At 64.6% G+C, this 21825-nt stretch carries 17 protein-coding genes and 1 pseudogene; 4 read left to right on the forward strand and 14 right to left on the reverse strand.

Annotation, left to right across the window (positions count from 1 at the left end; genetic code table 11):
- Positions 1-75: 75 nt before the first annotated feature.
- Complete coding sequence (gene mdtD, locus C2L64_RS03030) at positions 76-1461, reverse strand: multidrug transporter subunit MdtD (RefSeq protein WP_236674106.1); 1386 nt, start codon at positions 1459-1461, stop codon at positions 76-78.
- Between mdtD and C2L64_RS54720 the strand changes: the two genes are divergently transcribed.
- On the forward strand, positions 1430-1600 hold the full coding sequence (locus C2L64_RS54720; protein ID WP_238554556.1) for a hypothetical protein: 171 nt from the start codon (positions 1430-1432) through the stop codon (positions 1598-1600). The genes mdtD and C2L64_RS54720 overlap by 32 nt on opposite strands.
- Positions 1601-1652: 52 nt before the next feature.
- Here C2L64_RS54720 and C2L64_RS03035 read toward each other — a convergent pair whose 3' ends face one another.
- Complete coding sequence (locus tag C2L64_RS03035; RefSeq protein ID WP_090836073.1) at positions 1653-3065, reverse strand: aminotransferase-like domain-containing protein; 1413 nt, start codon at positions 3063-3065, stop codon at positions 1653-1655.
- 206 nt (positions 3066-3271) lie between these two features.
- Here C2L64_RS03035 and C2L64_RS03040 point away from each other — a divergent pair, with 206 nt between their 5' ends.
- Positions 3272-3583, forward strand: coding sequence for a DUF2917 domain-containing protein (locus C2L64_RS03040; RefSeq protein WP_007578771.1), 312 nt, complete (start codon positions 3272-3274; stop codon positions 3581-3583).
- 16 nt (positions 3584-3599) lie between these two features.
- On the opposite strand, the pseudogene C2L64_RS03045 reads toward C2L64_RS03040, so the two are convergent.
- Positions 3600-4831 (reverse strand): annotated as a pseudogene (locus tag C2L64_RS03045) (citrate synthase family protein).
- 130 nt (positions 4832-4961) lie between these two features.
- On the opposite strand from C2L64_RS03045, the gene C2L64_RS03050 reads away from it, so the two are divergent.
- On the forward strand, positions 4962-6356 hold the full coding sequence (locus C2L64_RS03050) for a CoA transferase (RefSeq protein WP_090836074.1): 1395 nt from the start codon (positions 4962-4964) through the stop codon (positions 6354-6356).
- A 9-nt stretch (positions 6357-6365) separates the two neighbouring features.
- Here C2L64_RS03050 and C2L64_RS03055 read toward each other — a convergent pair whose 3' ends face one another.
- Positions 6366-7112, reverse strand: coding sequence for a GntR family transcriptional regulator (locus C2L64_RS03055; protein ID WP_007578766.1), 747 nt, complete (start codon positions 7110-7112; stop codon positions 6366-6368).
- Between the two features lie 167 nt (positions 7113-7279).
- Here C2L64_RS03055 and C2L64_RS03060 point away from each other — a divergent pair, with 167 nt between their 5' ends.
- Positions 7280-8125 (forward strand): aldo/keto reductase, encoded by an 846-nt coding sequence (locus tag C2L64_RS03060; protein ID WP_090836075.1) that lies wholly within the window; start codon positions 7280-7282, stop codon positions 8123-8125.
- Positions 8126-8157: 32 nt separating this feature from the next.
- On the opposite strand, the gene C2L64_RS03065 is transcribed toward C2L64_RS03060, so the two are convergent.
- The 10 genes from C2L64_RS03065 to C2L64_RS03115 all read right to left on the reverse strand — a co-directional run bounded on the left by C2L64_RS03065 (position 8158) and on the right by C2L64_RS03115 (position 21802).
- Positions 8158-8625: a hypothetical protein gene (locus C2L64_RS03065; RefSeq protein ID WP_090836076.1), complete on the reverse strand. Its 468-nt coding sequence runs from the start codon at positions 8623-8625 to the stop codon at positions 8158-8160.
- A gap of 289 nt (positions 8626-8914) precedes the next feature.
- The gene (locus tag C2L64_RS03070) at positions 8915-9865 is read right to left on the reverse strand and encodes a hypothetical protein (RefSeq protein ID WP_158660483.1); all 951 of its coding nucleotides are present in this window, start codon (positions 9863-9865) and stop codon (positions 8915-8917) included.
- Between the two features lie 590 nt (positions 9866-10455).
- Complete coding sequence (locus C2L64_RS03075) at positions 10456-12573, reverse strand: ABC transporter ATP-binding protein (RefSeq protein ID WP_090836078.1); 2118 nt, start codon at positions 12571-12573, stop codon at positions 10456-10458.
- Positions 12570-13463, reverse strand: a complete 894-nt coding sequence (locus C2L64_RS03080) for an ABC transporter permease (protein WP_007745287.1) — start codon at positions 13461-13463, stop codon at positions 12570-12572. The genes C2L64_RS03075 and C2L64_RS03080 overlap by 4 nt, the downstream gene beginning before the upstream one ends.
- A complete protein-coding gene (locus C2L64_RS03085; RefSeq protein ID WP_090836079.1) occupies positions 13460-14470 on the reverse strand; it encodes an ABC transporter permease in 1011 nt (336 codons plus the stop codon). The genes C2L64_RS03080 and C2L64_RS03085 overlap by 4 nt, the downstream gene beginning before the upstream one ends.
- A gap of 31 nt (positions 14471-14501) precedes the next feature.
- On the reverse strand, positions 14502-16187 hold the full coding sequence (locus tag C2L64_RS03090) for an ABC transporter substrate-binding protein (protein ID WP_090836080.1): 1686 nt from the start codon (positions 16185-16187) through the stop codon (positions 14502-14504).
- Between the two features lie 257 nt (positions 16188-16444).
- Positions 16445-17464, reverse strand: a complete 1020-nt coding sequence (locus C2L64_RS03095; RefSeq protein ID WP_090836081.1) for a HoxN/HupN/NixA family nickel/cobalt transporter — start codon at positions 17462-17464, stop codon at positions 16445-16447.
- A 29-nt stretch (positions 17465-17493) separates the two neighbouring features.
- Positions 17494-17991 carry a cupin domain-containing protein gene (locus C2L64_RS03100; protein ID WP_007586277.1) on the reverse strand — a complete coding sequence of 166 codons (498 nt, stop codon included), beginning with the start codon at positions 17989-17991 and terminating at the stop codon, positions 17494-17496.
- Positions 17992-18925: 934 nt separating this feature from the next.
- Positions 18926-21031: an elongation factor G gene (gene fusA, locus C2L64_RS03110; protein ID WP_007586275.1), complete on the reverse strand. Its 2106-nt coding sequence runs from the start codon at positions 21029-21031 to the stop codon at positions 18926-18928.
- Positions 21032-21286: 255 nt separating this feature from the next.
- Positions 21287-21802: a DUF192 domain-containing protein gene (locus C2L64_RS03115; protein ID WP_007744843.1), complete on the reverse strand. Its 516-nt coding sequence runs from the start codon at positions 21800-21802 to the stop codon at positions 21287-21289.
- Positions 21803-21825 lie beyond the last annotated feature (23 nt).

Here is a 21825-nt window from a genome sequence, read left to right on the forward strand (position 1 = left end):
GCACATCGATGGTGCGGCGCGCGCCCCGTTAAGGTTCCGCCCATGTCGCACGGCGAGCGCTGAATTTCACGTGCGTCACGTGCGTTCCTGCGGATCGGCGCGCCTCACGGGCTGCCGGATATCGGCCGACAACTGCGCGAAAATCCACGACGTCGCCGCCGTGATCAGGCCGACACACAGGAAAGTCGCGTGAAAGGCAGGCAGCGAGTTGGCCGCCGTGACGCGCGGGATGAGGCCCGTGAATGTCGTCAGCAACGCGCCCGCGACGGTGACGCCGAGGCTCATCGCGAGCATCTGCACGAGCGAGAACAGGCTGTTGCCGCTGCTCGCGCCGCCCGTGCCGAGGTCTTTCAGCGTCAGCGTGTTCATCGCGGTGAACTGCATCGAGTTGACGCCGCCGAACAACGCGAGCTGCACGAGGCGCAGCCACAGCGGCTGATGCTCGCTCGTCAACGAGAAGCTCGCCATCGCGAGGCCGACCAGCACCGTGTTCGACACGAGCACGCGCCGGTAGCCGTACTTCATGATGAGCCGCGTGACGAGGCGCTTCGACGACATGCCCGCCGCGGCGACGGGCAGCATCATCAGGCCGGCTTCGAACGCGCTGTAGCCGAGGCTCACCTGTAGCAGCAGCGGAATCAGATACGGCATCGCGCCGCTGCCGATCCGCGCGAACAGGTTGCCGAGCAGGCCGACGCTGAACGTGTGGATCTTGAACAGATCGAGCGAGAAGATCGGGTTGGCCGCGCGCGTCGCATGCAATCCGTAGGCAACGAAACAGCCTAGCGAAAGGATCAGCAGCATCAGCATGGTCGCGTGCTGGATTGAGAATTCGGTTTGTCCGTCGAGCGCCATCGAGATCGACACCATGCCGACGATCAGCAGCACATAGCCTTTCATGTCGAACTTCGCGGTATCGGGGTTGCGGCTGTCGGGCATGAAGATGAACGTCGCGATCACGCCGGCGATGCCAACAGGCACGTTGATCAGAAAGATCCAGTGCCACGATGCGATCTTGACGAGCCAGCCGCCAAGCGTCGGGCCGATCAGCGGACCGATCAGCCCCGGAATGGCAACAAACGACAGCGCGGGCAAATAGCGTTCGGCGGGAAACACGCGCAGCACGGCAAGGCGGCCGACGGGCAGTAGCATCGCGCCGCCCACGCCTTGCAGCACGCGATAGAGCACCAGTTGCGTGAGCGTCTGCGCATTCGCGCACAGCAGCGAGCCGATCGTGAAGACGAGGATCGCGCTCATGAACACGCGCCGCGTGCCGAGCTTGTCGGCGAGCCAGCCGGACACGGGAATCATCACGGCCATCGTCAGCGAGTACGCGATCACGACTGATTGCATGCGCAACGGCAATTCGCCGAGGCTTTTCGCCATCGCGGGAAGCGCGGTGTTGACGATCGTCGAATCGAGTGTCTGCATGAAGAAGCCCGTCGCGACGATCCACAGCATCACCGTCAACGAGCGGGCAGTAGGCGCGGTGTTCGCGGTGCGGTTGCTCGCGGCGGGCGATGCGGATTCGGTCGATTCGGACATGAAGGCAGGGCAGGGCGGCTGGGCGGAGAGCCCACATTCTAAGGAAAAAGCGTGACGGACGGCACCGCCGCCGGCATGGGCAGCAATCGTTGCGCCCGAGCCCTGCGTTACGCCTTCAAACCCGCCGCCGCCTCAAAAAACGCCCGTGCGCGCGGATCGTTCGCAAACGCAGCGTTGACGCGTATCCACGGGCTCGGCTCCGCATTCGGCCGGAAATAGCTGCCGGGCGCCACCGTCACGCCGAGCGGCACACCGCATTCGACGAGCCGCTCCGCATCCTCGACATGCGGCACGCGCGCCCACACGAACTTGCCGCCCAGTGGATTCTCGAACACCTCCCAACCGCTCATTTCGAGCGTCTGCACGGTCGCGCCGAGCGCATCGCGCATGCGCCGCCGCAATCTTTCGAGATGCTTGCGATACATCCCGCGTTCGAGCAACGCGACGGTTACGGCTTCCGCAAAGCGCGAGCCGCCGATGCTCGTCAGCATCTTGATGTCGGCGAGATCCTTGATGGTTGCGTGATCGGCGATCACATAGCCGATGCGCAGCGACGACGACAAAGTCTTCGACAGCCCGCCGATGTAGATCACGTGCTCGAGTTGATCGAGCGTGGCGAGGCGGTCGGTGGGTTCGGTCTGAAAGTCGGCGTAGATATCGTCTTCGATGATCTTGAAGTTGTGCTCGCGCGCGAGTTGCAGCAGGCGGAATGCGATGGGCGGCGCGATCGTCGTGCCTGTCGGGTTGTGAAAGACCGAGTTGATGAAGAAGAGCTTCGGCCGATGCTGCTGTAACTGCGCTTGCATCGCGTCGAGATCGGGGCCCGTGCGCGTGCGCGGAATGCCGATGAGGTTCACGCCATGCAGCTTCAGCAGGCCGTTGAAATTGTAGTAGCCCGGGTCCTCGACGAAGATCGTGTCGCCGGGCTTGAGCAGGTAGCGCATCAGCAGGTCCATCGCCTGGCTCGCGCCGAACGTGATCAGGATCTGCGACGCTTCCGCTTCGATGCCGAGCTGCTCGATGCGTCCTTGCAGAAGTTCGCGCAGTGTCGCGTTGCCGAGCGGCGTCGCGTAATCGATCATGCTCGCGCCGTCGGTACGCGACACGTGGCGGATCGCCTGCGCGAGGCTGTCCATGTCGCGCCATGCCTCGGGAATGAAGCCGCTGCCGAGCTTCAGCGATTCGCCGGGATGATTGAACTGTTGCAGGATGTGGGTCGATTCGTCTTCGGCGCGACGCGGGTCGGACGCGCCCTGACAACTCATCGCGGCGCGGTGCCGTTCGGCAACGTAGAAGCCGGAACCCGGCCGCGAATCCAGATAACCGAGCGACACGAGCCGGTCGTAGGCCTCGATCACGGGGAAGCGGCTGATGTCGTTGTCGGTGGCGAACTGGCGGATCGACGGTAGCTTCGCGCCGGGATGCGCGGTGCGCAAGCGGATCCAGTCCTGTACGCCGCTGACGATCTGCTCGGTGAGCGGCACGCCGTTTTCGCGGTTCAGTTCAATGTCGAGCTTCATGGCTTGCCTTCCTTAGCGCCTTCTTCGCGCTTCTTTCGAGCGCTTCGCCAGCCGTCGGTCACGGTCTGTCATGGTCGAAGCGCCGACAACTGTCAGGTTTTCTAGCTGTACAGTTCTTTTGAAACTGTTCAGCACTGTGCATGTGACAGTCATCATCGCACGACAATAATGGATGCAAGCGAAAAAGCACTTCAAGGAGCACAGCGATGCGTGAAATCCGTACTTTCGAACTCGAGCACAGCGAGCCGGCAAGCGCCTGGCGGGCTGCGCAGCCGCTTGCCGTGAACGTGCTGGCGGGCGAACTCTGGCTGACCGTCGAAGGCGACGCCGAGGATTACTGGCTCGCAGCGGGCGAGTCGTTCGAACTGAAGCGCGGCGCCGTCGCGTGGCTGAGCGCGGGGCGGGACGGCGTGCGGCTCTCGCTGACGGTGACTGGCGGCGTGGGCGACACGGTGAAAGTCGAGCGGCGGCGCGCGCCGCGCTGGACGTGGATGCCGCGCTGGCTGCTCACGGCCTGAAGCGCGGGTCTTTGAATCAGTCCACTTCGTACGCGCCGATGTACCTGGCGCGCGGACGGATCAGGCGGCCGTCGCTGGTCTGTTCTATCGCGTGCGCAATCCAGCCCGTCACGCGGCCTACCGCGAAGAGCGTGAAAGCCGCGCCGGCGGGCAGGCCGAGCACCCGTTCGATGGCCGCGAGCGCGTAGTCAACGGTCGGCTCGGCGCCAGTCGTGTCTCGCACGACGCGCGCAAGCCGCTGCACGTCGGCGAACGGCGAGCGAGCGGGTGCACATTCATCGAGCAGTTCCAGCAGCAGACGCGCACGCGGATCGCCGTCCGGATACAGCGGATGTCCAAACCCTGAGAGCACAGGCCCCGGCGCGCTTTGCTCGTGCTGGGCGAGCCGCGTGGCCAGATAGCGGTCGAGATCGGCGGCGCGCGCGGCTTCGTCGAACAACGCGGCGATGCGCGCTGTTTCCCCGCCATGTCTCGGTCCCGATAACGCGGCAAGCCCGCCCACCACGGCGCCGAACAGATGCGTACCCGTCGACGTGATACACCGCACCGTGAATGTCGACGCATTCAGCTCGTGATCTGCGCACGCGACGAGCGCGGCACGCAGCAGATTGATCTGCGCGCGGTTGCGCACGCGCCACGCGCTGGCGAGCTGCTTATGCAGCGGTTCGTTCGACGGTGCAGCCGAAATCATCGCACCCGCCATCAGCCGGATCAGCGCGCAGGCATTGTCGAGTTGCGCATCGCGGCCGAGCGCCCAGACACGCGGCATCTGCGCGGCGGCGGCAGGCAGCAGCACGAGCGCGCGATCGAGCGGCGCGCTGTCGCTCCACAGCTTGAGCCACGCCGACCATTGCGCAGCGCCAAGCGGCGCGGCGGGCGCATCGGCGATGCGCCGCGCGCTGCATTCCCACAGCAGGGCCGCCACTTCTTCCAATGTCGCTATTCGCGCGAGTTCGGTTGCATCGCGGCCGCGATACAGCAGCTTGCCGTCCGCGATCAGCGTGATCGACGATTCGAGCACGGGCACACCCCAATCCAGCACCTTCTGCGCGACTTTGCCCCGCGCTTGCCATCTTCCTTGCGGCGCGCGAGGCGGCGTACTTCGTCCGCGTCGTAGCGCCGGCGCTTGCTGTTTGCGTCCGGCGCGGAGCGCAGCATGCCGCGGCTCACGTAGGCGTAGAGCGTCGTGACGCTGATGCCGAGCATCGCGGCGGCTTCGTCGGCTGACAGATAGCGTGGGGCGGACATCGCATTGGACATATCGGCGCGGGAAAGCCAAAGAAATGAATATATATTGATTATATGAATCAAGATTGATCATGACGAGGCGTAAAACTAGACTGAGTCACGTCTTTCTTCTTCAGGAAGCCCGCTCATCATGACGCCCCAGCTCGCGCTCGATCATCTGTGGTCCGTTGCCGGTTGCGATCCGGCCTTGCTCGACTATGTGTCGATCGACGGCAACGATCCGGCGTTGCCCTCCGTGTTTCGTGTCGGGACGCTCGCGAGCGCATCGATTTCGGCGCTGGCGCTTGCCGCCGCCAATTGCTTCAGGCTGCGCACGGGCCGCATGCAGCATGTCGACGTAAGCGTGCGGCGCGCGCTGATCGCGTTTCGCAGCGAACGCTATCTGCGCGTGAACGATGACTTGCCGACGGAATTGCGTCATCCCGTCACCGGCTTCTACGCGACGCGCGACGGCCGCTGGATCCAGTTGCACACGAACTTTCCGCATCATCTGCAGGGCGTGTTGAAGGTGCTCGGCTGCGACGGCGATCCCGGCGCGGTTGCCGAGGCGATTCGCGGCTGGGACGGCGCGCAGCTCGATCAGACACTCGCCGACGCCGGCCTGTGCGCCGCGCTGATCCGCTCGCCGCGCGAATGGGCAGCGCTCGATCAGGCGAAGGCGATTGCGAATCTGCCGCTGTTCGAGATCGAGCGGATCGGCGATGCGCCGACCGAAGCCCCCGGGCTCGGTGACGCGACTAGACCGCTGTCAGGCACGCGCGTACTCGATCTGTCGCGGATCATCGCGGGTCCCGTCGCGGGGCGCGCGCTCGCGCAGCATGGCGCCGACGTGCTGCTGATCAACGGCCCGCATCTGCCGAACATCGCGCCGCTCGTCATCGACAACGGGCGCGGCAAGCGCTCCGCGACACTCGATCTGCGCGAGACCACGGCGCGCGAGCAATTGCAGGCGCTGGCCGCGCAAGCGGATGTGTTCATGCAGGCTTATCGTCCCGGCTCGCTTGCCGCGCGCGGCTTCGATCCCAAATCGCTGGCACGGCTGCGGCCCGGTATCGTCTGCGTGTCGATTTCGGCGTATGGACACGCGGGGCCGTGGGCGACGCGGCGCGGTTTCGACAGCCTTGTTCAGTCGGCAAGCGGCATCGCGTACACGGAGAGCCACGCGGCGGGCGTCGACGGCCCGAAGCATCTGCCGTGTCAGGCGCTCGATCACGCGACGGGCTATCTCGCCGCATTCGGCGCGATGGTCGCGCTCGCGCGGCGCGCGCAGGAGGGCGGCAGCTGGCATGTGCGGCTGTCACTGGCGCAGACGGGCCGCTGGCTGCAATCGATGGGACAGATCGAAGCGGGCTGGCGCGTGCCCGATGTCACGTACGACGAAGTGCAGGACGGTCTGCACGAAGTCGATTCGCCGTTTGGCCGCGTGCGGGCGGCGGCGCCCGCCGAGCGGATGTCAGAGACGCCCGCGTTCTATGCGCGGCCGCCCGTGCCCATCGGCTCCGACGCGCCGCGCTGGGAAGACTGAACCTCGCGCCTACTTGCGCAGTTCGGCGACGAAGTCGTAGTAGTCGTTGCGGCAGTAGGTGTCGGTGAGTTCGATTGCGCGCTGGTCGGCCGTGTAGCCGACGCGCGTGATCAGCAGCAGGGCTTCGTTCGGCGCGATGCTCATCTGCTGCGCGATCTCGTCGCTCGCGTTGACGGCGCGGAAATGCTGCAGCGCGCGCACGATCGTCAAGCCGCGCTGCTCCAGATACGTGTAGAGCGAATCGCCGATGGCCTGCGGGTCGGGAATGACGGAAGCGGGGAACGTCGAATTTTCGACGGCCATCACGATGCCGTCCGCGAGACGCAGGCGGCGCAACCGCGTGACGGCTGCAGCGGGCGACAGCCCGAGCTGGATCACCTCATCGCGATTGGCGGGCACGATCTCGCGCGACAGCCATTGCGAGCTTGGCGTAAAGCCGCGCCGGCGCAGCATTTCGCTGAAGCTCGACAGACGCGACAGCGGATCTTCATAGCGCGGCGTGATGAAACTGCCCGCGCCCTGCGAGCGGCGAATCAACCCCTGTTCGACGAGCAGCGCGATCGCCTTGCGTGCCGTGATGCGCGACACGCCGAGCGCATCCGACAACACGCGCTCCGACGGCAGCGCTTCGCCTGCGTTCCAGCGGTTCTCGTGGATCGCACTGCCGAGCTTGCGGGCGAGTTGAAGATACAGCGGCGTATCGTTTTCCGGGTCCGGGCGCAGATCGCGCCAACGGTCTTCCGAGGCTGGGTTCATGTGACGGACGCAAGTAGGGCAAGCGGCAATTCTATGTCATCGGCGCCCCGCGTTATAGCGGGGTTTTGCCGGGACGCCGATGCGCGTCGCAGCGAAGCGCTACACTCGTCGCGTTTGGCCGCTGCGACGCGGCGCTTCTTCACGACATCACTTGCGAGGACGCAACCATGACGAAGGACATCGCCAGCGTGACGTTGCCCGACGGCGAACCCATTCCGAAACTCGGGCAGGGCACGTGGGAGATGGGCGAGCATCCGTCGCGCCGCAAGGCCGAAATTGAGGCGCTGCGCGGCGGTATCGAACTCGGCATGACGCTGATCGATACCGCGGAAATGTACGGCGAAGGCGCGACGGAATCGCTATTGGGCGAAGCGTTGCAGGGCTTGCGCGACGACGTGTTTCTGGTCAGCAAGGTCTATCCGCACAACGCGAGCAAGCGCGGCGTGCAGCATGCATGTGAACAGTCGTTGAAGCGCTTGAAGACCGATCGCATCGATCTGTATCTGCTGCACTGGCGCGGCTCGGTGCCGCTCGAAGAGACGGTCGCGGGCTTCGAGGCGCTGCGCCGCGACGGCAAGATACGCCACTGGGGCGTCAGCAATTTCGATGTCGACGACATGGAAGAGCTGGTCGGCGTGCCGCACGGCGATGCATGCGCGACGAACCAGATTCTCTACAACATAGCGCGGCGCGGGCCGGAGTTCGATCTGCTGCCGTGGCTCGCGGGCCGCAAGATGCCCGCGATGGCGTACAGCCCCGTCGATCATGCGCGCCTGCCAAAGCGCTCGCCGCTCGACAATATCGCCGACAGGCATGGCGTATCGGCGTTTCAGGTCGCGCTGGCGTGGGTGCTGCGGCAGCCCGATGTGTTCGCGATTCCTAAGTCAGGGCGCATCGAGCACGTGCGCGACAATCGCCGCGCGCTCGACCTGCAGCTTTCCGCCGACGACCTCGCCGCTATCGATGCGCACTTTCGTCCGCCTCGCAGCAAGCGGCCGCTCGAGATGCTGTGAGCATGCGGCGCTTGCGCTGTTGTATCGGCGGATCAGTAGCACGCGTGATGCATGTGCACGGAGCCGAGCACGGCGACTTCGGCGGGTGTGCGCTTGAGCGAATCCGCGCTGACCTGGCTCGCGTCCTGCACGAATTCGTCGACGAGCGTCGAGACGGGCACGTCGCGCAGACACAATGACACGCGCTGCGTTTCCTTCGCCGCAAGCGACGCGCGCTGGCTGAGGAACAGTACGCCGTACTGGTAGCCGTGGATGATGCCGCGGATTGCACCGACACACTGGCCGTGCGCGACGTTATCGGATTTCTGCTGACAGGATTGCGCGAGCGACCACGCGGAGAAGGTGGGATCGACGGGAGGGGCGGCCTGGGTTTGTGCGGCGGTTTGCGTTGCATTCTGCGCCGCATTTTGCGCATACGCTAGCGATGCGCCAGCCATCAGCGAAGCCAGCAGCAAGCCCGAAGCAATGCGTGCAACGGGGCGGGGGAAGTGTCGTTGCATGTAGAAGGCCTCATATCGAACGTTGAATAGATATGAGGCGAGCAGGGCGGTTTGGTTCCGATGCGTTTTCCCGACTGCTTTGCCGGACCGCTCTTGTCGTTTCTGCTTTGAACTCAGCTACGCGTCGGCTCGTGTTGCCAAAGCCTTTCCGGCGATACCTTCGACGGCGTTCCCGGCCCCGGCGGTGACGTTCGACCGGGGGATCGGAACGTCACCGCCAACGCTGGCCGGGAAGCGTCTGCGCGCTGCGTGGTTGTCGTCGTATGGGGACGGCGCGTTCCGTTCGATCTCAGTGTCCGTTGCCGCCACCGTGACCGCCGCCTGAACCTGAGCCACCGCCGTAGCCGCCACCTTTGCCGAAACCGCCGCTGCCAAAACCACCGCCGAAGCCGCCACCGAAGCCGCCACCGAAGCCGCCACCGAAGCCACCACCGAAGCCACCACCGAAGCCACCGCCAGGGCCGCCGCCAGGGCCGCCGGCGCTGCCGCCACCGCCACCACAGCCGCAGCCGCCGCTACCGCCGTTACCACCGCCGCCGTTACCGCCACCGCCGCCGCCACCGCCGCCGCTACCACCGCCGCTACCACCGCCGCTACCACCGCCGCTACCACCGCCGCCGTTACCGCCACCGCCGTTGCTGCCACCGCCGTTGCCACCGCCGTTGCCACCGCCACCGCCACCGCCACCGCCACCGCCACCGCCACCGCCACCGCCACCGCCACCGCCACCGCCACCGCCACCGCCACCACCACCGCCACCACCACCACCATTCCCGCTACCACCACCAAACCCACCGCCGCTCGAATTGCCGCTTGGGCCCGCCGCAGCCCCAAACCCGCCACCGCCGCCCGAAGCCGCGCCGGACGAACCCGACGACCCAGCGCTAGCGGCACCCGCGCTCGCGCCTGCGCCGCTGCCGCGTCCGCCGTTTGGCGCGCAGTTGCCGGCGTTGCCAATACAACTCTTGAGGAGAAAAACTGACGCCGCATCGTCGGCTGCCGTGGTCGTGCCGGACTCCACGCCCGTCGATGCCATATCGTTCTGTGCGGGTTGCATCGCAGCCGACGCTCCGCTGGCAGGCAGCGGCGCATCGGCTGTGACGATCCACTTCGGAATCACATCGTCCGCGGATGCGGCCTGAACGAACTGGGCCGCCATGAAAGTCCCCGCGCCAACCACGAAGGTTGCCGTACCCCGTGTAACATTGTAGTAGTACGTATCAAATGGTTTGGTCTTCATCGCACCTCTCCCGAGGAAACGACGACCCCCGCAAGCCGTCATTTCTTATTCACTGCTTGTCGCCTTGTCCCGTTTGTTCGTATTGCACGCGCTGAGCCGTTCGGCGGCGGGCGGAGCTTTTATCGCTCTTTCGGTTCGCGGCGTATGCCGTTTTCGACGGCACGTCGCGCGCGACGCTCCCTGCCTGCCATCCCGCCGCCTCCGGCTTCTGATGTGTGCCCGGCGCCTGTTGTCGTTGGCTGTCGGCGCCGGACCGCGTGCGAGCCCCACATGGCCGGGCGGATGCGATGACGCTTCATCCGCCCGACGCGGGATCGACTGTCCTTTCTGCGTGCCGTTGCGCCGTTCGTCGTGACGGCGCGAATTAGCGTTGCCGAGGATTTGTCGATCCCGACGCAACCCCATGCGTGAGCGTCATTTAGCGATAAACATGCCATTGGGCGCGAACGCCCGTCGCGCGTGGCATTCGCGTGACGGCTCGGTTGTGTGCGCATCGAAACGCACAAAAAACGTTTCGGACCTGAAACGCAGGCCTCGAATGACGCGGTTTTTCGTTTCAGCGCACGACGATGCGGCGCGGGGACAGGGGATCAGTTGCGGCGCTGGAGCACGCGCAATTCGTCGACGGGGATATGGCAGCGGATGCGATGCGCGTCGCCGGCATCGGCGTAGGGCGGGTCCTGCTGCTCGCAGATCGCGCCCAGCTTGCGCGGACAGCGCGTATGAAACACGCAGCCCGAAGGCGGCGCGGCGGGGCTCGGCAGTTCGCCGGCGAGGCGGATGCGCTGCGGCTTCGCGTCGGAAGGTTGTTCGCCGTCACGCTGATCGAGCGCAGGCACCGACGACAACAACGCTTCCGTATAAGGATGATGCGGGCCGTCGAACACGGCCGACGCGGGCCCGATCTCCAGCAGGCGGCCGACGTACAGCACCGCGATGCGATCGGACAGATAGCGCACGACATTCAGATCGTGCGAGATAAACACATAGCTCACGCTGCGATCGCGCTGCAGATCGGCGAGCAGGTTGAGGATCGCGGCCTGCACGGACACGTCGAGCGCGGAAGTCGGCTCGTCGCACACGACAATGCGCGGATCGCCCGCGAACGCGCGCGCAATCGCGACGCGCTGCTTCAACCCGCCCGATAGTTGCCGCGTGCGCGACGTCAGATAACGGTCGGGCAGCCTGACCGCCTGCGCCAGCGAAGCGAGCCTTTCCTCGCGCGCGTCGCCGTGCAGGGCGGACAGGCGCGACAACGCGCGCCCGATCAGCCGTCTGACCGAGTGCGCGCGATTGAGCGCCGAGTCGGGATTCTGGAACACGATCTGCAGCGACTTCACCTGTTCGTCGTTGCGGTTCGTGACGCGTGCCGGCAAAGGCGTGCCGTCGAGTTCGATCACGCTGCCCGCATCGGGCGATACGAGACCGAGCAGCAACTTCGCGAGCGTCGTCTTGCCGCTGCCCGATTCGCCGACGAGACCAAGCGTCTCGCCCTTCGCGAGTTCGAGCGACACATCGTCCACGGCGCGGAGTGCCGCGCCCGCGACGTGGAATGTCTTCGATACGCTTTCCGCGCGCAGCACGGGCGAAGCGTCGCGGGTTTCGTGCGCGTTGCCGGAAGCATGAGCGGGCGCATCGGCGGGCGTCGCGCGCGGCAGTTCCATTGCGCGCTCGTGGTAGTGGCAACGCGACATCTGATCGCCATGCCGCGCGCTCACACGATACGGCGGCGGCGCTTCGCGCCGGCAGCGGTCGTCGGCGAGACGGCAGCGCTCCGCATAGATGCAGCCCTGCGCGATGGAACCCGGCTGCGGCAGGCTACCCGCAATCGTGTCGAGCCGGTCATTGTCCTTGCTGCGGCCCACAGTCGGCAGACAGCGCAAAAGGCCGACCGTGTACGGATGGCGTGGCCGCGCGAACACGTCCTGCGTCGCGCCTTCTTCGACGAGCTTGCCCGCGTACAGCACGCCGACACGCTCGCACATCCTGCCGATCACCGCGAGGTTGTGGCTGATGAACAGCACGGCTGTGTGGAACTCGTCGCGCAGTTGCGCGACGAGATCGAGCACTTCGGCTTCGACAGTAGCGTCGAGACCGGTGGTCGGTTCGTCGAGAATCAGCAGCGCCGGTTTCGATGCGAGCGCCATCGCAATCACGACGCGCTGCTGCATGCCGCCCGACAACTGATGCGGATAACTGTCCATCACGCGCTCGGGTTCGGCGATGCGGACTTTGCGGAGCATGTCGGCCGTTTGCTTCAGCGCATCTTCACGAGTCGCGCCGGATGCCTCGAACGCTTCGGCCACCTGGCGCGCTATCGTCAGCGATGGATTGAGCGCGCGCGACGGGTCCTGATACACCATCGATATTCTGTTCGCGCGCAGCTCGCGCAATGCGGCGGCGTCGAGCGAATGCACTTCCTTGCCCGCAATCGAAATGCGTCCCGCCTTTACGCGTCCATTGCGCGCCAGATAGCGCAGCGTCGCCATTGCGACCGTCGACTTGCCGCAGCCCGATTCACCGACAAGACCATACGATTCACCGCGCCTGATGCGAAACGACACGTCTTGCAGCACGTCGCGCTCGCGTCCTCGGGTGCGATACGCGACCGTCAGGCCGACGATCGTGAGCGCGTCGGTCTGCTCGCTCTTCGACACATCGAAGGCGGGAAACGAAGCGGGCGGCGGAGGAGGAGATGGGCCGTTCATCCGTCGACGGCTCCTTGCACGGCATCCGCGATCAGGTTCACGCCGACCACCAGCGACGCAATCGCGGCCGCGTCGAACACGACGGTCCACCATGCGCCGCCCGCCATCAGCGTGTACGACTCGGAGAGCGCGAGGCCCCAGTCGGCGGAAGGCGGCTGGATGCCGAAGCCGAGGAACGACAGCGTGGCGACCGCGAAGATCGCATAGCCGAGACGCACCGTCGCTTCGACGATGATGGGCGGCAGCACGTTCGGCAGGATCTCCGCGAACATGATGTAGAACGCGTTTTCGCCGCGCAGCTGGGCCGCGGCCACGTAGTCGAGATGCCGTTCGGCGAATACGGCAGCGCGCACCGTGCGGGCCGTGATGGGCGTGAACGTGATGCCGATCACGAGGATCACCGTGAGGTTCGACGCGCCCACTGCGGCCAGCGCGAGCAGCGCGACGATCACGAGCGGGAGCGCGAGCACGGCATCGATCGCGCGTCCGATCACGTTGTCGACCCAGCCGTCGAAGTAACCGACCGTGAGGCCGAGTGCGGTGCCCGCGAGCGTGCCGAGCAGCGTCGCGAGCGGCGCGATGGTCAGGATGTCGCGCGCGCCGACGATCACACGCGACAGCACGTCGCGGCCCAGTTGATCGGTGCCGAACCAGTGGCCTGCCGCGGGCGGCGTGAGCGAGTTCAAAGGATCGGATGCGTAGGGATCGAGCGGCGCGACCCACGTTCCCGCAATGGCGCAGACGATCCACCACAGCACGATCACCGCGCCGGCGATGAAGGTCGGCGAGCGCAGCAGCATGCGCAGCGTGTCGTAGCGTGTGTCTCTCGCGCGCGGCGCAGCGGGCGCGGGTGTGTTCGACGAGGGCGGAGGCGAAGCCATCGTGCTCATTCGGCGCTCCTCACGCGCAAGCGTGGATTGAGCAGCACGTATAGCGCATCGGCGACGAGATTGGCGACCGTGTAGACCACGCCAATCGTCAGCACGCCGCCTTCGAGCATCGGGAAGTCTTTGGCCTTCGCTGCGTTGTAGATCAGCGAGCCGATGCCCTGATAGTGGAACAGCGTCTCCACGACGACCAGTCCGCCAATCATGTAGCCGAGCTGCGTCGCCGCGACGGTGATGGTCGGCAGCAATGCATTGCGCAGCACGTGCCGGAAGATCACGATATGCGGCGGCAATCCCTTGAGGATCGCGGTGCGCGTGTAGTCGGCGTCGAGCGCCTCGACCGTGCCCGCGCGCGCCATCCGCGCGATATAGCCGAAGAACACGAACACGAGCGGCAGGACGGGGAGGACGAGATGCTTCAGTTGCGTGAAGATGCCTGCGTCGGGCGGATACGTTGCGTCGATGGGCAGCCATTGCAGCCACACGCCGAACACGAGTATCAGCACGATCGACGACACGAACTCAGGCACGACGGTAGCCGACAGACCGACGATGCTGATCGTGCGGTCGAGCCAACGCCCCGCGTGCATCGCGGCCCATACGCCGCCCGCGATGCCGAGCGGCACCACCACGATGAACGCAAGAAAACCGAGCTTCGCCGAGTTCGCCAGCGCACTGCCGACGAACGACGCGACAGGCTCGCGATATGTGTACGACAAGCCCATGTCGCCTTGCACGAAGTGCGTGATCCACTGCGTGTATTGCGTGAGAAGAGGACGGTCCGCGCCGAGCTGATGATTGAGCGCGGCAACGGCGCGCGGATCGGCGAGCGGGCCGAGTATCGCGCGGCCGATATCGCCAGGCAGCAGCTGGCCGCCCGCGAACACGATCACCGACAGCAGCCACAGCGTGATCAACGACAGGCCGACCCGCGTCCCGACGAAGCGCACGACGCGCATTGCACTGCCGCGCGGGCCACGAGCGATGGAAGCGGAAACCGTGGTCGACATCGATATCCCTTGCTCGCAGCGTCGCGCGCAATCAGGCCGCGAGCGTCGCGCGATCGAAATACAGCTGCGCGATTGCCGTGAAGCGCACGCCGTTCAGCTGCTTGCGCGCGGCGATCAGCTGGTCGTAGAAGAACGGGAAGATCACGGGCGTCTCGTCGAGCAGCAGCGTCTGGATCTGCGCGGACACTTTCTTCTGCGCGGCGATATCGAGCGCGGCGACGTAATCGGCGACCAGCTTGTCGTACTGCGGGTTATTGAAGTGCGCGGCGTTCCATGTGCCCGTGCTCGTCAACGGCGCGTTGAGGAACACGTTCGGCACGCCGCGGCTGCCGTAGTCGGTGATGCCGAGCGGCGAATCGAGCCAGTCCGACTTGCCCGGCGTGCCCGAGCCGTAGTACTGCGACTGGCTCTCGACCTTCAGGTTGATGCGGATGCCCACCGCCTTCGCATAGTTCTGCACGACGACGGCGAGGTCGGGAATCTCCATGAACTTCTCGGTCGTGAGCGTCACGTCGAAACCGTTCGGCACACCCGCCTGCGCGAGCAGTTGCTTCGCCTTCGCGACATCGATCTTGCGCTGCGACACGCCCGCATCCGACGACGGAAACACGGGCGCGAACGGGCTATCGTTGCCGACCTGCGCGCGGCCCTTGAAGAGACCCTTGACGATCACTTCGCGATCGAGCGACAGCGCGAGCGCCTGGCGTACACGCTTGTCCTTGAACTGCGGGCTGTCGACGCGCATGTGAATCTGCCGGTGCGCGCTCGACCTCACGCCGACCACCTTGAACTCGGGGTTGTTGATCAGCCCCTGGCCGCCCTGCACGGTGAACGTGGGCATCACGTCGGCCTGATGGCCTTGCAGCGCGAGAATCTGCGCCTGCTGGTCCGCGTAGAAGGTGAACTGCACGCGCTGCGGCAGCGCTTTTTCGCCCCAATAGTCGGGATTGCGCACGAACGACACGCCGACTTTCGCCTGATACTTCTCGAGCTTGAACGGTCCCGTGCCGATGAAGGTTTTCTCGTAGTTGCCCGCGTAGTTCGCGGGGAGAATCACCGCGTTGTAGTTGTCCGACGAAACGTAGTACGGGAAGTTGCCGTTGGGCGCGTCGAGATGGAATGCGACCGTGTGATCGTCGATGACCTTCGTGCCGCCCTTCGACAGCACGCCCTTCAATGTCGAGAGCGCGGCCGAGCCGGCGGCGGGATCAGCGAGGCGGTCGAAGGTCGCGGCGACGTCCTTCGCGGTGAAGGGCTGGCCGTCGTGGAACTTCACGTTCTCGCGCAGCTTGAAGGTCCACACGTCGCCCTTGTCGTTCGGCTTCCACGACAGCGCGAGCACGGGTTTGAGCGTCTGTTTTTCGCCGTCGTCGTCGATCAGGAATTCGCCCGTCTGATTGAGCAGGCAGAGGCTCGCGGAGTCGGTGACCGTCATCGGATCGACGGCGCCCGTGGGCGTCAGGTGCGCAACGCGGATCGTCGCATTCGCGCCCGCCGCGCCTTGCGCGCGGGCGCTGCGTGGTGCGAGCAGTCCGCCGCCCGCAAGCGACATGCCGATCACGCTCGCATACCGCAGCAGTTCGCGCCGCGTGAGGCGGCCGGCGAGAAATTCGTCGATGGCGTGATTGCCATGGGCGTCGGCGCTGCGGCGTGCCGCCTCCAGGTCAAGTGCTTCTACCAAGCGAGGCGCAAAACGCGGGTCCGCGGATTTCTTCATCGATGGTGGGTCCGATCCGTTCTGTTGGGACGCCACGCGTGCTGTGCGAGGCGCTGCGGTGGTAGTGCGACGATGATGCGGGTTCAGTGTAAGCGATTGCCTCTGGATTGGGAGGATTCGCGGCCGCGTGCGGTTCCCTTCATACGATTCCCGGCGGCAGTTGTGTCGTGCGCACAACGGCGCGGCCCATCGCTGCAACGGGCGGCGCGCTGCGGCGGCTGTTTCGGCGCTTAGGCGGCGCGTTGTACGCGGCGGTGTTATCGGCTGAGCGGTGCCGGCTTGCGCCAGCGATGAAACAGAATAGAGCCGATCCAGCACAGCATGAAGAGGCTCACGATGCCGTAGCCGAGCATGCCGAAGCGTTCGTTGACGGCTGCCACCGCGTCCCACACGCCGCCGCTCAATCCGAGCTTGTCCGATAGCAAGCCGAGTGCCTCGATGCCGCCGATCGCGATCGCGACTACGGCCGACACGAACGTGATGCTCGCGTTGTAGTAGAGCTTGCGCTTCGGGTCGTCCATGGCCCAGCTGTAGGCGTGGACCATCAGCACGTTATCGGTCGAATCGACGAGCGTCATGCCCGCTGTGAAGAGCGCGGGAAACACGAGGATCGAGTAGAGCGGCAGGCCTTTTCCCGCTTCGGCGGCGGCGATGGCGAGCAGGCCGATTTCCGTCGCCGTGTCGAAGCCGAGACCGAACAGCACGCCGACGGGGTACATGTGCCAGCTCTTCGAGACGAGCCGGAATAGCGGCTTCAGCGCGCGCGACAGCAGACCGGCGGGCGCACCGCGTGTGGCGTCTTCGTGCGTCAGTTCTCCGCCTTGCTGCACGTGCCGGTAGCGGCGCCACACATCGCGCAGGATCACGAGGTTCACGCCGGCCAGCACCAGCAGAAACCCCGACGATACCAACGTGCCGATAGTCCCACCTACAGCGTGGAACGCCTCGAAGCGCCCATGCAGAGACAGCGCAGTCAACGCGATGCCGACGGTGGCGGCGATCACGATGGTCGAATGTCCGAGCGAGAACGCCAGTCCGACGCCGAGCGGCCGCTTGCCTTCCTGCATCAGCTTGCGCGTGACGGTGTCGATCGCGGCGATGTGGTCGGCGTCGACGGCGTGCCGCAGGCCGAAGCCGTAGGCGAGCAACGCGGTGCCGAGCAGCAGCGGATAGTCGCGAAACGCGATCAGCGCCCACGCCCACGCGGTGAGATTGGCGGTGATCAGTCCGGCATACAGTGTGACGAGGCGGGGGCGCAGCGAAAGGGTCGGCGTCATACGGGCGTTGGACCTGAGTTTGCGATTGGTCAATGATCGTGCGGGTGCTTGTGGATCGGGTCGACCCAATAGACGGTCTCGGGCTGCTCGACGGCGTCGATGTTCAGGTTCACGACGACGGCTTCGTTGTCGCTGCGTACGAGCACGCATTCGAGTGGATCGTCGGTGCTTGCGTTGATTTCTTGATGCGGGACATACGGGGGCACGAAGATGAAGTCGCCGGGGCCCGCTTCGGCGGTGAATTCCAGATGCTCGCCCCAGCGCATGCGGGCATGGCCGCGTACGACGTAGATCACGCTTTCTAGCGCGCCATGGTGGTGCGCGCCTGTCTTTGCGTTCGGGTGGATTGTGACGGTGCCCGCCCATAGCTTTTGCGCTCCGGCGCGCGCGGCGTTGATCGCGGCGGCGCGGTTCATGCCAGGGGTTTGTGGCGTGTTCGTGTCGAGCTGGTCGCCCTTGATGACCTTGACGCCGTGTTCGCGCCAGTCAATCGGGGCTTGAGGTGTGTGCTCGTGATCGTGGCTCATGTCTTGTCTCCTTGCCGGGCGCTTGCGGGGCGTCGTGGTTGGTTATTCTGGCATGGACAAAAGTTTGAGTGGGGTTGGGGTTTTGGGTTGTCTGGCGACGCTGGATATGCCGTAGCTTTCGCGGTTTGGCTTCGTGGCGCGGCCGGTTTGGTTGTTCTGGCCTTTGCGCTGGCATCCGCGTTATGCCTTCGCGCTTCACGCGTCGCCGCCAGGCAAAAGAAAGCGGCTCACACCGCCAATTCTTGCGTTTGCCTGAGGGCCCCCAACCGGTCTTACGCTTCACACGGCGGCGTCTTTGTTTGCGTGCGTTGCCAACGCTTCGAATGAATGCCTCACCCACTTCAAGCACCCACGCACGGGCTAACAGCAGCGAATGGTTTCTGCCGCCCAGGTGGCAAACCGTGTGTAGGCCGTAGCGCTACACACGCCTCACTTCGGACCGATAGCGCACGCGTTCCACCCTGTAAGAACGCTACCCTATACGACGCGACAACCTACACACAGTTTGCCACCTGGGCGGCGGAGGAATATCCGGCGCGACTCGCTGCGACGCGGGTGCGCGAAGCGGGTGAGGCGCACCGCAAGAGCGCTGGCAACAAAGGTGAGTCACGTGATTGCCGTGTGAAGCGTAAGACCCTTCGGGGGCCCTCAGGCAGGAAGAAGAGTTGGCGGTGTGAGCCGCTTTCTTTTGCCTACTTTTCTTTGCGGCGGCGGCAAAGAAAAGTAGGTGCCGCCCCGCACAGGGGCAACGCGTGAAGCACGAAGACATAGCGCGGATGCCAGCGGCAAAACAAGCAAACCAACCCGGCCACGCCACGAAGCCAAATCGCGGATGCCAGCAAAAGCACAAGCAAACCACCCCCGCGTCGCAGACAGCAAAAAAAAGGCCCATCCCAACAGGAACAGGCCTTCGCACCAAGCAAACCAAACCGGGTTACTTGGACTTCGAATTAATAATCCCCTCCGAGACATTATTCGGCGTCTCAGCGTAATGCTTGAACTCCATCGTATAGGTAGCACGCCCTTGCGTAAGCGACCGCAACGACGTCGAATACCCAAACATCTCCGAAAGCGGCACTTCAGCGCGCACGAGCTTGCCGCCACCGCCGGCAATATCCTCCATGCCCTGCACAATGCCGCGCCGGCCGGAAAGATCACCCATCACGTTACCCATGAAGTCCTCAGGCGTCTCCACTTCAACAGCCATCATCGGCTCAAGAAGCACCGGCTTCGCCTTGCGCATCGCATCCTTGAACGCCATCGAACCAGCCATGCGGAACGCGTTTTCATTCGAGTCGACGTCGTGGTACGAACCGAAGGTCAACGTCACCTTCACATCGACAACGGGATAACCCGCCAGCACGCCAGCCTTGAGCGTTTCCTGAATACCCTTGTCGACAGCCGGAATGAATTCGCGTGGAATCACGCCGCCCTTGATCGCATCGACGAACTCGTAGCCCTTGCCCGGATCAGGCTCGAGCGTGATGACGGCATGACCATACTGCCCGCGTCCGCCCGACTGCTTGACGAACTTGCCTTCCACACCTTCAACCTTGATACGCACCGTCTCGCGATACGCGACCTGCGGCTTGCCGACCGTCGCCTCGACGCCGAACTCGCGCTTCATCCGGTCGACGAGAATTTCCAGGTGCAGTTCGCCCATGCCCGAAATAATCGTCTGTCCAGACTCTTCGTCCGTTTGCACCCGGAACGACGGGTCTTCCTGCGCGAGACGGTTGAGCGCAATGCCCATCTTTTCCTGGTCGACCTTCGTCTTCGGCTCGACGGCCTGCGAGATCACCGGCTCAGGGAAGATCATCCGTTCGAGGATGATGATGTTGTTCGGGTCGCACAGCGTGTCGCCCGTGGTCGCTTCCTTCAGACCGACAGCCGCCGCGATGTCGCCCGCGCGCACTTCCTTGATTTCCTTGCGCTCGTTCGCGTGCATCTGAAGAATACGGCCGAGGCGCTCCTTCTTTTCCTTCACCGGGTTGTAGACGGTATCGCCCGAATTCACGACGCCTGAATACACTCGGAAGAAGATCAGCTGACCGACGAACGGGTCAGTCATGATCTTGAACGCGAGCGCGGAGAACGGCTCGTCGTCGCTCGGGTGACGTTCCGCTTCCTTGTCGTCTTCCGTGTGGCCGAGAATCGCGGGCACGTCGACAGGCGAGGGCAGATAGTCGATCACGGCATCGAGCATCGCCTGCACGCCCTTGTTCTTGAACGCGCTGCCGCACAGCATCGGCACGATCTCGTTGGCGATCGTGCGTTTGCGCAAGCCCGCCTTGATCTCGTCTTCCGTCAGACTCTCGTGATCGGTCAGATACTTTTCGAGCATCTCTTCGCTCGCTTCCGCCGCCGCCTCGACCATCTTTCCGCGCCATTCATGCGCGAGATCCTTGAGGTTGTCGGGAATCTCTTCGTACGAGAACTTGATGCCCTGGCTCTCATCGTCCCAGACGATCGCCTTCATCTTGACCAGATCCACGACGCCCAGGAAATGCTCTTCCGCGCCGATGGGAATCTGGATCGGCACCGCGACGCCCTTCAGGCGCTCGCCAATCTGACGCTGCACGCGGAAGAAGTCTGCACCGACGCGGTCCATCTTGTTGACGAACGCGATGCGCGGCACCTTGTACTTGTTCGCCTGGCGCCACACGGTTTCGGACTGCGGCTGCACGCCGCCGACCGAGTCGTACACCATGCACGCGCCGTCGAGCACGCGCATCGAGCGTTCGACTTCGATCGTGAAGTCGACGTGGCCCGGCGTGTCGATGATGTTGATCCGATGCTCCGGATAATTGCCCGCCATGCCTTTCCAGAAGGCTGTCGTGGCCGCCGAGGTAATCGTGATGCCGCGCTCCTGCTCCTGTTCCATCCAGTCCATCGTCGCCGCGCCGTCGTGAACCTCGCCGATCTTGTGAGTCACGCCGGTGTAGAAAAGAATGCGTTCGGTGGTGGTGGTCTTGCCGGCATCGATGTGAGCACTGATACCGATGTTCCGGTATCGCTCGATAGGAGTCTTGCGGGGCACGTGAACCTCCATGTGTTAGCGCGCCGGTGGCTGGCGCCGGGCCTTCTGCTGGCATGTGCTGCGCGGCCCGGACGATCTCGGTGCTGCTGGTGAGACTATAAGAATAGCGTGTCGGCCTGGCTTTTGCAGGAATCCTGCCAGAAGCCGCCAGAGATGGTGCCCGCCATACATTGCGGCGCGGCGGATAAAAACAAGCCGGCGCGCCTTGCGGCTGCGCCGGCTTTCGTCCGGTTCGTGTGTGGCAGGCGGGTTCGCTTATTGCGGCGCCGGCAGTCCCTGCATCTTCATACCGGGCTTGATGCCCTTCGACGTGAACCAGCCCTTGCTCATCTCCAGCGCGTAGACGCCGTTGTTCTTCGGGCAATGGTTGTTGGTGGTTTCCGCCTGCATTTCGTCGATGTCGGTGATCGTGCCGTCCGCGCGCATGAATGCGATCGACAGCGGGATCAGCGTGTTCTTCATCCAGAAGCAATGCACGGCATTCTCGCCGAACACGAAGAGCATGCCTTCGTTCGGTGCGAGTTGCGTGCGGTACATCAAACCTTGCTCGCGGTCCGCATCGTTCGCGGCGACGGCGGCGTCGATGACGAACATGCCTGCCGAGAGCTTGGCGCGCGGAAAGTCGCCGGGTTGTTTTGCGCCCTGGGGCATCTGCTGCGCATGCGCATCTTGCGCGGACATCGCCGCCAGCGACACGGCCGACAATGCGGCAACAGGCAATGCAACTGCAATCGCGAAGCGCGCGATCAACGAGCGCAATGAAAATCGCACGACATAGCTCCTTGCTGAATATG

Origin of the sequence: Paraburkholderia hospita (assembly GCF_002902965.1) — a bacterium.
Classification (GTDB): Bacteria; Pseudomonadota; Gammaproteobacteria; order Burkholderiales; family Burkholderiaceae; genus Paraburkholderia; species Paraburkholderia hospita.